General features: G+C 69.3%; 12 protein-coding genes. 3 read left to right on the plus strand and 9 right to left on the minus strand.

The features are described 5' to 3' along the window. Positions 1 to 7: 7 nt before the first annotated feature. The 4 genes from GZ998_RS07005 to GZ998_RS07020 are packed head-to-tail and all read right to left on the minus strand — an operon-like array spanning position 8 to position 3,142. Entirely contained in the window at positions 8 to 946 is a 939-nt protein-coding gene (locus tag GZ998_RS07005; RefSeq protein WP_219109436.1) for an ABC transporter substrate-binding protein, read from the minus strand. Next, the gene (locus GZ998_RS07010; protein WP_162679971.1) at positions 943 to 1,620 is read right to left on the minus strand and encodes an ABC transporter permease; all 678 of its coding nucleotides are present in this window, start codon (positions 1,618 to 1,620) and stop codon (positions 943 to 945) included. Before GZ998_RS07010 ends, GZ998_RS07005 begins: the two co-directional genes overlap by 4 nt. After that, complete coding sequence (locus GZ998_RS07015; protein ID WP_219109437.1) at positions 1,617 to 2,276, minus strand: ABC transporter permease; 660 nt, start codon at positions 2,274 to 2,276, stop codon at positions 1,617 to 1,619. The genes GZ998_RS07010 and GZ998_RS07015 overlap by 4 nt, the downstream gene beginning before the upstream one ends. After that, the gene (locus tag GZ998_RS07020) at positions 2,273 to 3,142 is read right to left on the minus strand and encodes an ABC transporter ATP-binding protein (RefSeq protein WP_161923883.1); all 870 of its coding nucleotides are present in this window, start codon (positions 3,140 to 3,142) and stop codon (positions 2,273 to 2,275) included. The genes GZ998_RS07015 and GZ998_RS07020 overlap by 4 nt, the downstream gene beginning before the upstream one ends. Positions 3,143 to 3,301: 159 nt before the next feature. Between GZ998_RS07020 and GZ998_RS07025 the strand changes: the two genes are divergently transcribed. Both GZ998_RS07025 and GZ998_RS07030 read left to right on the plus strand, forming a co-directional pair. Continuing rightward, positions 3,302 to 3,901: a PadR family transcriptional regulator gene (locus GZ998_RS07025; protein WP_162679973.1), complete on the plus strand. Its 600-nt coding sequence runs from the start codon at positions 3,302 to 3,304 to the stop codon at positions 3,899 to 3,901. A 12-nt stretch (positions 3,902 to 3,913) separates the two neighbouring features. Next, a complete protein-coding gene (locus GZ998_RS07030; RefSeq protein WP_161923881.1) occupies positions 3,914 to 4,912 on the plus strand; it encodes a zinc-binding dehydrogenase in 999 nt (332 codons plus the stop codon). A 54-nt stretch (positions 4,913 to 4,966) separates the two neighbouring features. Here the strand turns inward: GZ998_RS07030 and GZ998_RS07035 are convergent, their stop codons facing one another. The 5 genes from GZ998_RS07035 to GZ998_RS07055 form a co-directional block, all read right to left on the minus strand. Then, on the minus strand, positions 4,967 to 5,650 hold the full coding sequence (locus GZ998_RS07035; RefSeq protein WP_203234231.1) for a DUF1345 domain-containing protein: 684 nt from the start codon (positions 5,648 to 5,650) through the stop codon (positions 4,967 to 4,969). 188 nt (positions 5,651 to 5,838) lie between these two features. Beyond that, a complete protein-coding gene (gene fumC, locus GZ998_RS07040) occupies positions 5,839 to 7,263 on the minus strand; it encodes a class II fumarate hydratase (RefSeq protein WP_219109438.1) in 1,425 nt (474 codons plus the stop codon). A gap of 94 nt (positions 7,264 to 7,357) precedes the next feature. After that, positions 7,358 to 8,284, minus strand: a complete 927-nt coding sequence (locus tag GZ998_RS07045; protein ID WP_219109439.1) for a purine-nucleoside phosphorylase — start codon at positions 8,282 to 8,284, stop codon at positions 7,358 to 7,360. Next, positions 8,281 to 9,801 carry a cytosine permease gene (locus GZ998_RS07050; RefSeq protein ID WP_219109440.1) on the minus strand — a complete coding sequence of 507 codons (1,521 nt, stop codon included), beginning with the start codon at positions 9,799 to 9,801 and terminating at the stop codon, positions 8,281 to 8,283. The genes GZ998_RS07045 and GZ998_RS07050 overlap by 4 nt, the downstream gene beginning before the upstream one ends. Positions 9,802 to 9,840: 39 nt before the next feature. Continuing rightward, complete coding sequence (locus GZ998_RS07055) at positions 9,841 to 10,023, minus strand: hypothetical protein (protein WP_219109441.1); 183 nt, start codon at positions 10,021 to 10,023, stop codon at positions 9,841 to 9,843. A 372-nt stretch (positions 10,024 to 10,395) separates the two neighbouring features. On the opposite strand from GZ998_RS07055, the gene GZ998_RS07060 reads away from it, so the two are divergent. Continuing rightward, positions 10,396 to 10,827, plus strand: a complete 432-nt coding sequence (locus GZ998_RS07060; protein ID WP_219109442.1) for a hypothetical protein — start codon at positions 10,396 to 10,398, stop codon at positions 10,825 to 10,827. Positions 10,828 to 11,326 lie beyond the last annotated feature (499 nt).

Here is an 11,326-nt window from a genome sequence, read left to right on the forward strand (position 1 = left end):
AGCAGGCCTACAGGATGCCCTGCTCGGTGAGCCAGTCGGTGGCGATCGTGGCTGAGTCGAGCTGCTCGTCCACCGAGCGGGCGTTGAGCGCGCGCAGCGCCTCGGTGGTCAGCAGCGCGGAGACGGCGTTGATCGCGGTGACGGCGCCCTCATCGAGGTCGGCGGCGACCAGCGGGGTCACGTTCTGCGGCAGGATCAGTGCCTCCGGGTCCTCCAGGACCACCAGGTCGTTGGCGTCGATGGCGGGCGAGGAGGTGTAGATGTCGGCCGCCTGCACCGTTCCATCCGTGAGCGCGCCGACGGTGAGCGACCCGCCGGAGTCCTCCACGGGGTAGACGTCGGCATCCACCCCGTAGACGGCCTTGATGCCAGTCGGGCCGTAGGGACGAGTCTTGAACTCGGAGTTCGCCGCCACCATGACGGTGCCGTCGAGCTTGGTCAGGTCGCCGATGGAGACCAGACCGTACTCCTCGGCGAGGTCGCTGGTTACCGTGTAGGAGTCCTGGTCGGTGGCCTCGGCATAGTCGAGCACCATCAACGAGTCCGGGAGCACGTCCGACAGGGCGGCGTGGACGGAATCAGAGTCCGTGGCGTCGGTCTCGGAGTCGTAGTACTGCAGCAGATTGCCGCCATACTCTGGCAGTACGCTGATCGCCCCCGACTCAAGCTCGGGGATGTAAACCTCGCGCTGCCCGATCTGATACTGGCGGTCGACGGTGAAGCCGGCCTGCTCGAGCGCCTGGGCATACAGCTCGGCAATGATCTCATTGGAGTAGTACTGCTGGCTGCCCACCACGATGGTCCCGGAGCCGCCCGCGACCGTGTTGGAGGACAGCGGGTCGGAGTTAGAGCAGGCGGCTAGCGTGGCGACCACGGCCAGCAGGCCACCGCCAGCCAAGGCGCTGCGACGCGTGAGCACCGTGCGCTTATCAGCATTGGGACTCATGGGGATTCCTTTCGGTTGCGTGCACCGACCGGGGTGACGGCGCGCTGGAGGAGAATGAAGAGGAGTTCGGATAGCAGAGCCAGGGCGATGACCATGAGCGAGGCGGCGAGCATCATGCCGTAGTCCTGGGTCTTGAGGCCGAGGAACATCAGCCGCCCAAGCCCGCCGGCGCCGGTGTAGGCAGCGAGCGTCGCCGTCGCGATCACCTGCAGGGTGGCCGAGCGTAGGCCGCCCACAAGCAGCGGAGCGCCCAGCGGGATCTCCACACGGCTGAGTATCTGGACCTCGGTCATGCCGCTGGCGCGGGCGCCGTCGACGGCGACGGGATCCGCGGACTCAATGCCGGTGTAGGCACCGGCCAGCACGCTGGGCAGCGCCAGGACGATGAAGGCGAGCATGGGCGCTGTCAGTCCCACGCCGAGGGCGAGCCCGAACAGGGTGATCAGGCCGAGGGTGGGCAGGGCCCGCACGGCGCCGGCCAGTGCGATGGCCGCGCCCCGCCCCCGCCCGGTGTGTCCGATCCACCAGCCCAACGGCACCCCGATGGCGGCGGCGACGGCCACCCCGAGCACCGAGTAGCCGATGTGCTGCGCCAGCAGCCGCCCGATGCCGAGCGAACCGGACCAGTTGGCGGCGGCGAAAATGTAGGCGATCGCCTCACCGAGGTAGTTCACGCCGGAGCCCCCTCACGCGTGCGGGCGCGGCGCGTCCACGGCAGCAGCACCCACCCGCCCAGCACCACCAGGGCGTCGAGTGCGACCGCGAGCAGGGCGGTGGCGGCGATCCCGGTGAGGATCTCCACGGTGATGCCGCGCTGAAAGCCGTCGGTGAACAGCCAGCCCAGGCTGCGCACGCCCAGCACCGCCCCGACCGTGGTCAGCGAGACCGTGGAGACGGTGACGACGCGCAGGCCGGCAAGGATTGCCGGGCCCGCCAGGGGCAGCTCCACGGTGGCGAAGCGGCGCAGCGCCCCCATGCCCATGGCGGTGGCGGCGTCGAGCACGCGCTGGTCGACGGCGTCAAGCGCGTCCACGGTGATGGGTACCAGCAGGGCCAGGCCGTAGAGGGTCAGTGCGACGATAACGTTGACAGTGTCGCGGATGCCGGTGCCGAGCACGACCGGCAGGATCACGAACAGTGCCAGGGAGGGGATGGCGTACAGCAGGGAGGCGCCCGAGACGAGGATGCCGCGCAGCGGCCCGAGCCGCTGGGTCAGGCGGGCGATCGGAATGGCGAGCACCAGGGTCGCCACGATCGCGGGCACCGCCTGACTCACGTGTGCGATCAGGTAGGAGCCGATCGCCGGGAGATTGTTCAGGAACCAGGTCACGGGCGCGCTCCCGCGTCCGCGTCGATCCGCCCTATCGCCCGGCCGGCCCGGTCCAGGACCACCCGGCTGCCGGCGACGTCGGCCAGGCGCAGGGCGCGCTCGGCGTCGTCGAGACCGAGGAAGCGGGCGACGAAGTCGTCGGCCGGATCGCAGAGCAGCTGCGCACCGGTGCCGCGCTGCGCGATCTGAGCGCCCTCGCGCAGGAGGATGATCTCGTCGCCGAGCATCAGGGCCTCGTCAACGTCGTGGGTGACGAAGATGATGGTCTTGGCGAGCTCACCCTGAATGCGCAGTAACTCCCGCTGCAGGTCGCGGCGCACGAGGGGGTCCACCGCACCGAAGGGCTCATCCATCAGAAGCACGCCGGGGTCGGCTGCGAGCGCGCGGGCCACGCCGACGCGCTGGGCCTGCCCACCCGAGAGCTGGCCCGGGTAGCGGTCAGCCAGGTCCTCCGCCAGCCCCAGCATGCCCATAAGTTCCAGGGCGCGCGCCCGGGCCGAGGACTTGCCGGTGCCGTTCAGGCGCGGCACCAGGGTGATGTTGTCCAGCACCCGCCTGTGTGGCAGCAGCCCCGCGTTCTGCATGACGTAGCCGATGGACCGGCGCAGGGCCACCGGGCTGCCGTCCTGGACGTCCTCACCGTCGAGCAGAATCCGGCCTTCGGTCGGCTCTACCATGCGATTGACCATGCGCAGCAGCGTGGTCTTACCACAGCCCGAGGAGCCGAGCAGGACGGTGATGGAGCCGGCGGGCAGGACGGCGGAGAAGGAGTCGACGGCGGCCCGTCGGCCAGCGGGCTCACTGCCCGCGGGTGCCGGGTAACGCTTGGTGACATCGGAGAACTCGATGGTGCTGGCCCCTGTCATGGCCGGCCTGGAACCTGCGGTGGCAGGCGCGGACGCACCGGTGATCCGAGTCCCGGTTCCCAGTCCCATACGACTGTCTCCTCTCCTCCGCCGAGCGGCGACGTCGCCCTACCGTAACAACGCTTTGCGGATATGTCGATTCGATGTAGTGTATTGGCCGTGCTTGAGCTCAAGATCCTAGGGTTCCTTGATGAGCACCCGCTACACGGCTACGAGCTGCGGCGGCGGATTATTGAGCTGGACGGGCCGGGGGGACGCCTGTCAGAGGGGGCCCTCTACCCCGCCCTGGCGCGGCTGGAGAAGGCGGGCCTGCTCATCCGCACCAACGAGCCCGGGGCCCGCGGCCGTCCTCGCAAGCGGATTGAAATCACCGCTGCGGGTCGTGAGCGCCTGCATGAGTTGCTGCGGCACCCGAGCGAGGCGGACCTGTCATCCATGCCACGGTTCCTGGTAGTCCTCGCCTTCCTGTCCCGCCTGCCCGACAGCGCGGAGCGTGAGGCCGTTCTGCGCCGTCGCCTGGAGGTTCTGGCCGCACCGGCGCCGGCCTTCTTCTACGACGACGGCGACCCCCGCCGCGCGGCCGCCGAGACCGACCCGTACCGGCGCGGCATGACCCGGATCGCGGCGGCGTCGCGCCGCGCGGAGGTCGACTGGCTGCGGCGGACGCTCGGCGTTGCTGCGGCCTCCGCCGCCTCTGGGCAGGCCGACGTGCCCACGCCATCCACTGCTCCATCCGCTCTCGATTCCCCAAACGCATAGGAGTCCCACCTGATGAGTACCCTCCCCACTACGCCCGCAAGCATGCGCGCCGCCGTGCTGGCCGCCCCCGGTATTGAGAATCTGCACGTGATGGACGTGCCCGTCCCGCAGCCGCGCCCCGGCTGGGTCCGACTGAAGGTCATGGCCTTCGGCCTGAACCGCAGCGAGTACCACTCGGTGACCGGGCAGGCCGGCGGCATGAGCTATCCGCGCGTGCTGGGGATCGAGGCATCCGGCGTCGTGGACCTGGATCCCGAGGGACGGCTGGCTCCCGGAACTCAGGCGGTCACCATGATGGGCGGCATGGGGCGCGCCTTCGACGGTGGTTACGCCCAGTACGTGGTGGTGCCGCGCGAGCAGGTCATCACCTTTCACTCCGGCCTGCCGTGGGAGGTGATCGGCTCGGTGCCCGAGACGCTGCAGACCGCCTACGGCTCCCTGACCACCGGGCTGAGTCTGCAGCCCGGCCAGAGCCTGCTGGTGCGCGGCGGCACGTCGGCGCTGGGTCTGGCCACAGCGGCGCTGGCGCTTGACATGGGCTGCACGGTCTACGCCACTTCCCGCCGGGAGGCCGGACTGGAGCTGCTCGCCTCCCGGGGCGTGACGGCACTGCGCGACGACGGCGCCGTGGCCGAGCAGGTGCGCCGGTACGCGCCCGCGGGGGTGGACGCGGTGCTGGAGCTGGTGGGTGTGCCGACGCTGCGCGACTCGCTGCTGGCGACCGCCGTGCACGGCACCGTGTGCTTCACCGGGATGCTGTCGGACTCGTGGACCATCAAGGACTTCTACCCGCTGGACTGGATCCCGAACGGGGTGCGGCTGACCACCTACTCCGGCCAGGCCTCCGACCTGCCGGAGGCGGAGCTGCAGCGGGTGCTGGACCGGATTGAGACGGGCGCCCTGGACTTCCTGCCGGTGCACACCTACCCGTTGGAGGACGTGGTTCAGGCGCAGCGGGACATGGCGTCCGGGGCGTACACCGGCAAGCTGGTCGGGATGCCCTGGGCCTGAGTGCGGCGCACACCGGCCTGCCCCTGGACTGTCCCGCCCGGCGACGGTCCGTGGTCAGCTGGTAATCAATCGGAATGCGATTGCCAAGACGATCGCGTTGTAGAAGAAGGCGAGGACGGAGTGCACGAGCACCGTCCAGCGCAGGCGCCGAGAAACCACCATGACATCAGAGGTGGCGAAGGTGGTGCCCACGGTCAGGGAGAAGTACACGTAGTCGGTCAGGTCCGGGTCCGTCGTGCCGGGGAACCTGAGGGACGGCCCGTACAGATGGTCCAGGCGCTCGTAATGGCGTGCGTACCCCAGGTGCAGCAGAGCCCAGCCGAGCACCGCCATCAGGATTGTCATCACGATGGCGACTGCCTGAATCACTCTGATCAGGGATGCCGTCTGCGCGGCGCCGTACACGCCGGACAGCTGGTCGACCAGCTCCTGGGGGATGTTCGCTCCCGCCAGCGCATTGATCAGACCCATAAGCGCCGCAACGACCGGCGCGGAGCCCAGAAGCGCAACCAGCCGACGATGCAGCCTGAGTGCGGGCTCCCGAATCTCACGGTCGTCTGGCAGCACCCGACGGCGCCAGGCAGCCCACAGCAGGGTGGCAACGTAGATCAGGGCCAAGAGCACCCAGGCTGCCGAACAGTACGCCGCCGGCTCGGTGTCGCCCCCGACGATGGCCACCAGGCCGAGCGCTATCAGCAGCGCCTCCACAACCAGGCCCACGATACTCGCGCGCGTCATGGCCGAAGCCTGCCATGGTTAGCCGCCGCGGAGCCAATACACCGCTCATGCTGCGTCCTCCCGAAGCGGGCCCATGCCGCCCGCCCAGGCCACGGGAATGCGACATCGTCCCCCGGCGGCACGTCAGGTTCCGCCGGGGGACGATGCCCGTGATGCAAAATGCGTTCAGGAAGGACTGGCCGCCCAGCTCACTCGTCCGCGGCGGACGGGTGGGTCATGTCGGCCGGGACCACCCAAGCGTCGAACTCGGCCTCGGTGACGAAGCCCAGCTCGAGGGCGGACTCGCGCAGGGACAGCCCCTTCTTGTGGGCGTTCTTGGCGATCTTGGAGGCCTTGTCGTAGCCGATGTGGCGGTTGAGCGCGGTGACCTGCATAAGGTTGGATTCCAGGTTGGCCTGGATCTTCTCGCGGTTGGGCTCGATGCCGTAGGCGCAGTTCTCATCGAAGGACACGCAGGTGTCACCCAGCAGTTGGATGGACTCCAGCACGCACCAGGCCATGACGGGCTTGAACACGTTGAGCTGGAAGTTGCCCTGGCTGCCGGCGAAGCCGACGGTAGCGTCGTTGCCGAAGACCTTGGTGGCGACCATGGTCATGGCCTCGCACTGGGTGGGGTTGACCTTGCCGGGCATGATGGAGGAGCCGGGCTCGTTCTCGGGGATGATCAGTTCGCCGATGCCGTTGCGAGGGCCGGAGGCGTACCAGCGCACGTCGTTGGCGATCTTCATCAGGGCGTCGGCCAGCACCCGCAGCGCGCCGGAGACCAGTACGAGCGCGTCGTGGGCGCCGAGCGCGGCGAAGAGGTTGTCGGCCTGCTTGAACTCGATGCCGGTCTCCTCGCTGATCTTCTTGGCGGTCAGTTCCCCGAACTTCGGGTGGGCGTTCAGGCCGGTGCCGACGGCGGTACCGCCGATGGCGAGTTCACGGGCGCGGGAGTCGGCGTAGCGGATACCGTCCAGCGCGAAGTCGATCTGGGCGACCCAGCCGGAGATGACCTGGCCCAGGCGGATGGGGGTGGCGTCCTGCAGGTGGGTGCGGCCGACCATGACGACGTCGTCGAACTCCTTGGCCTTGGCGTCCAGGGTGTCTCGCAGCTGCTGCACGCGCGGGTACATGGCCGCCAGCTCGGAGACGACGGCAATGTGCATGGCGGTGGGGAAGGTGTCATTGGAGGACTGGCCCCGGTTGACGTGGTCATTGGGGTGGACCGGGGTCTTGGAGCCCATCTGGCCGCCGGCCAGCTCAATGGCGCGGTTGGAGATGACCTCGTTGGCGTTCATGTTGGACTGGGTTCCCGAGCCGGTCTGGAACACTACGAGCGGGAAGTGCGAGTCGAGCTCACCGGAGATGACCTCGTCTCCGGCCTGAGCGATCAGATCGGCGATCTCCCGGGGCAGCTCGCCCAGCTCGGCGTTGGCCAGGGCGGCGGACTTCTTGAGCACGCCCAGGGCCCGGATGAGGGGGCGGGTGAGCACGAAGGTCTCGCGGCCGATGTCGAAGTTGTGCAGGGAGCGTTCGGTCTGGGCCCCCCAGTAGCGGTCGGAGGCGACCTCTACGGTGCCCATGGAGTCTGATTCGGTGCGCGTCGTCGCGGCGGAGTTCTCAGGTGCCATGGTCCAAGGCTAGCCGGATGCTGACGCGCGCGGGCGGGGACGGGTGTCCTATGTCCGGACCTGCGGTGCCGGGGCAGGACGCCCGCCCGACTGCTCACAGCGCCCTCAAGACCTCCGCGGCACCGGCGGCAAGCGTTTGATGAGCGGCGGCCACCTGGCGTACCACCTCATCCGGGTCGGTCGGTGCCGCAGCGAATGACAGGTCGGATACGACGCTCATCCCCACCACGCGCACGCCCAGCTGACGCAGGGCGATGGCCTCCAGAATGGTGGACATGCCCACGCAATCGGCTCCGAGGGCTGCCAGCATGCGGGATTCGGCCTGGGTCTGGTACTCCGGTCCACGCACCATGGCGTACACGCCGGCGCGCTGGGTGTGTGCGCGCACGGTGGCAGTCAGCTGCGGATCCCACAGCTCACGCTGGTCGACGAACACGGTGCCGTCGAAGGGTGAGGCGCCGGACAGGTTGAGGTGATCGGTGATCGTCATGACGTCTCCGATCTCCCAGTCCCGCAGGCAGCCGTTGGCGTTGATCAGGACGGCGGCGCGCACGCCCGTGGCGGCCGCAGCCCGCGCCAGGGCGACGACGGCGCCGGGTCCACGTCCCTCATACAGGTGGGTGCGTCCGTGGGCCACTAGGACGCGCCTGCTCCCGGACGAGGTCGCGGCCGCCGGGGCGGGACCGTCCGCATAGACCGGAGTCAGTGGAAGTGGCAGCTCATAGGAGTCGAGCCGATCGACATGCCCGGGTGCGACGGGGGCGGTGATCCCGGGCAGATCGGAAAGCGGCAGTGATGCCGCCGGCGCGCCCCAGCCGTCCAGGGCGCCGTCGGCGCCCGAGCCGAGTACGACCAGCACGTCGTGGTGGGCGGATCCGGTGCGCCGGGCGATCTGGTGGGCGGCCTCCAGGGCGGGGCCCGGGCCGATGCCGCCCCCGGACTCGGTGAGGGCGGCAAGCAACTCGGCGGGAACGCCGTCGGGCCCTAGGGGGGACTGCGGGAGGGGGCCGACGGTACTCATGCCTGCTCCCCCGCCTGCTCCTGGGCTTGCACGCGGCGCCTGCCGAGGAGCAGGTGCCCGAGCAGACCGATCAGCAGTGCCACAAGAACGCCCAGGTTCGCACCGGCCCAGGCGCCGTCGCGGCCACCCAGGGGCCCAAGCAGGTAGCCCTGCCAGCTCAACCAAGAGGCGGCGGAGTTGACCACCAGGCCCCAGCCGACCCCGGAGCCGAGGACGACCAGCGCGATAGCCTCCAGGTTGACCGAGCCGTAGACGCCGTCGGGGGTGAACAGGGCGGCCTCGTCGTAGTCGCGGCGGCGCAGGCGCACCTCGGCAAGCATGACACCCGCCCAGGCGGCGATCACCACGCCCAGGGTGGTCAGGAAACCCTGGAAGGGCCCAAGGAAGTCCTCCGCCCCGAAGATCACGGCGATGGTGCCCACCGTCATGATGGTCGCATCGATGGCGGTCGCCTGGTGCCGCTTCACGGGCACGCCGGTGGCCAGGAGGGACAGCCCCGAGGAGTACAGGTCCATGATGATTCCGCCGGCGAGCCCCAGGATCGCCACGACGGCGAAGGGGACCAGGAACCAGGTGGGCAGGATGGTGGTGAGGGCGCCGATGGGGTCGGCGTCAATGGCGGTGCCGAGCTCGGGGTCGGAGCCGACCAGCATGATGCCGGCGACGACGAGGACGACGACTGGCAGGGAGGAGCCGATGGTGGTCCACGCGATCACGCCGCCGGTGGAGGCGCTGCGCGGCAGGTAGCGGGAGTAGTCCGCGGCGGCGTTGACCCAGCCCAGGCCGAATCCGGTGGCGACCATGACCAGGGCACCGATGAAGGCGGCCGCCGAGCCGGCGGGTAGCGCCGCCAGCGCGGAGAAGTCGATCTGCGGGGAGACCAGTAGCAGGTAGACCATGGTGAGTATGCCCGTGGCCCAGGTGATCCATGTCTGCACCCGCATGATGGTGTCGAAGCCGAGGATGCCGGCGCTGGCCGCGAGTCCCACGGTCAGCAGGAAGCCGACGATCTGGGCGCCGAGATCGTTGTGCCAGCCCAGGGCCTGCAGCACCGTGGCGGAGGCGAGGGACGCGGACACGCACAGCACTGTCTCCCAGCCGACGGTGAGGATCCAGGAGATGGCGGCGGACAGCCGGTTGCCGTGGTAGCCGAAGGCGGCGCGTGACAGGGCCAGGGTGGGGGCGCTGCCGCGCTTGCCGAGCACGGCGATGAAGCCGCAAAGCAGGAAGGAGACGACTACGCCGACTACGCCGGCGACTACGGCCTGGGCGAAGGACAGGCCGAAGCCGAGCACCCAGGCGCCCCAGGACAGTCCGAGCACCGAGATATTGGCGGCGAACCAGGGCATAAACAGGTCGCGGGGGCGGCCCTTGCGCTCGGACTCGGCGATCACGTCCAGGCCGGCGTTCTCAATGCGGGAACTGGCTGAGTCCGCACCGGTGGCCGACTGGGGACCGGGCGCGGCGGTGGCGGCGGCAACCGGGGATTCAGCTAGGGAGGAAGGCGAGTCCGTCATGGCGGGACACTACCTCAACGATGCAGTGAGCCTTTCTCATCAGTGGCGGTAGTTGTTCAGGTTGACGATGATCAGGATGGCTCTCCGGGCGGGGGCCCGCAGACTGGCCTGAACCTGGTTGTAGGTCTGGTCAGTGGGGTCACGCTCGGGTCTCCCGGTCGGCGCCCTCACCGCCGCCGGCACACAGGTGAGCCGCACTGACATCGCATCGGATGCTCTCACCGTCCGGCCTGGACTAGACCTGGACTAGACAGGGCGCTCACGTCACTAGTCGCCGGCGACACTCTCGTTGCCCAGGTGAGCAACCAGTCGCCCGCAACTGGCCGCCGAACAGGCGAAGGCACAGGGGTACGACGCCGACCGGATCCGCTCGATGGTGACACTCGCCTCTAGTGGTGAGGCGACCGCCCGTGTGGCTGCAGGCAGCACCGGGGAGTCGAATGTGCCGCCTGCCGCGCGCGAGCAGGCGGCTCGCCGGTCCACAACCTTGTGACGGGGCCTAGCTGGGTGCGTTATCCACAGGGGCAGTCGCGGGTCGGCTGTGATGGGGTCATGATTGACCTTGTCACAGCCGACCACGCTTTGGAGGATGAAATGGCACCCACCACTGCCCCTGCTGTCATGACTCGGAGTGCGTCACCGACGATGCGCCGCGTCGTGGCCACGCTCGACGCCACCGCCTGGGACGACAACCGTGACGCGCGCCCCGGCGATGTCGCCCAGATCGCCGCGGCCCTCCTCGAAGTGCTCGCCTACCCGATCATCGTGCCGACCGTGCACCGAGACGAGGCCGCGCCCGTGCCGACGCACGTCGACGAGCTCGCCGCTCTCCTGGACCAGCCCGACAGCGAGCTCGATGCTGGAGAGTCGACGATGCTGCTGCAGGCCGCGCTGAAGCTGCGCCGCCTGGACGCCGCCAACCGCACCATGGCCGAGCTAATGGCCGAGCTATTGGTCTCCACCGCTGACCAGGCCACCGGCTGGCCAGCAACCCCGAACGACCACACCACCCAGTACCGGTCCTGACTGAACCAGCGCACCACCGCCGAGCAGGACCCCAAAACCGCCGCCCGCACCGGCCCCAGGCGGTGGTACAACACCCATCCCCAGAAGAGGGCCTAAGGACCCGCAAAGGCCGGGCCGGAGCAACCAGCTAGAACACCGCGACACGCACCAACCGCACACACATTCGCGCCGACAACCCCGCAACTGCCACCACGCCACTAGATCCACCCCGGGACAGAGCCGGGACAAGGCACGGCACACGCATCCGGCGCCCGGACCGCTTACCCGCCCCGTGTCTTGCACGACCTCGGGCCGCGTTCCACGACCTTGGTGTACGTTGCACGACCACCCCGGGGTCGTGCAGTGCGCACCAAGGTCGTGCAGTGCCACCCAGGGTCGTGCAGTGTCATGCAAAGCCGCCCAGTCCCCGACGCCGGAGGCCACCACTAGCGCCAGTACGCACCCCGCAGGATGGGGCACCACACCCACCCCCGAAGAAGGCCTCAGGACCCGCAAAGGC

Source organism: Actinomyces sp. 594 (assembly GCF_019325145.1).
GTDB lineage: Bacteria > Actinomycetota > Actinomycetes > Actinomycetales > Actinomycetaceae > Actinomyces.

Excerpts from the sequence above, each read along its gene's own strand:
- GZ998_RS07030 (WP_161923881.1), top strand. The coding sequence starts at position 3,914 with ATGAGTACCCTCCCCACTACGCCCGCAAGCATGCGCGCCGCCGTGCTG.
- GZ998_RS07050 (WP_219109440.1), bottom strand. The coding sequence starts at position 9,801 with ATGACGGACTCGCCTTCCTCCCTAGCTGAATCCCCGGTTGCCGCCGCC.
- GZ998_RS07060 (WP_219109442.1), top strand. The coding sequence starts at position 10,396 with ATGGCACCCACCACTGCCCCTGCTGTCATGACTCGGAGTGCGTCACCG.
- GZ998_RS07020 (WP_161923883.1), bottom strand. The coding sequence starts at position 3,142 with ATGACAGGGGCCAGCACCATCGAGTTCTCCGATGTCACCAAGCGTTAC.
- fumC (WP_219109438.1), bottom strand. The coding sequence starts at position 7,263 with ATGGCACCTGAGAACTCCGCCGCGACGACGCGCACCGAATCAGACTCC.
- GZ998_RS07035 (WP_203234231.1), bottom strand. The coding sequence starts at position 5,650 with ATGACGCGCGCGAGTATCGTGGGCCTGGTTGTGGAGGCGCTGCTGATA.
- GZ998_RS07005 (WP_219109436.1), bottom strand. The coding sequence starts at position 946 with ATGAGTCCCAATGCTGATAAGCGCACGGTGCTCACGCGTCGCAGCGCC.
- GZ998_RS07045 (WP_219109439.1), bottom strand. The coding sequence starts at position 8,284 with ATGAGTACCGTCGGCCCCCTCCCGCAGTCCCCCCTAGGGCCCGACGGC.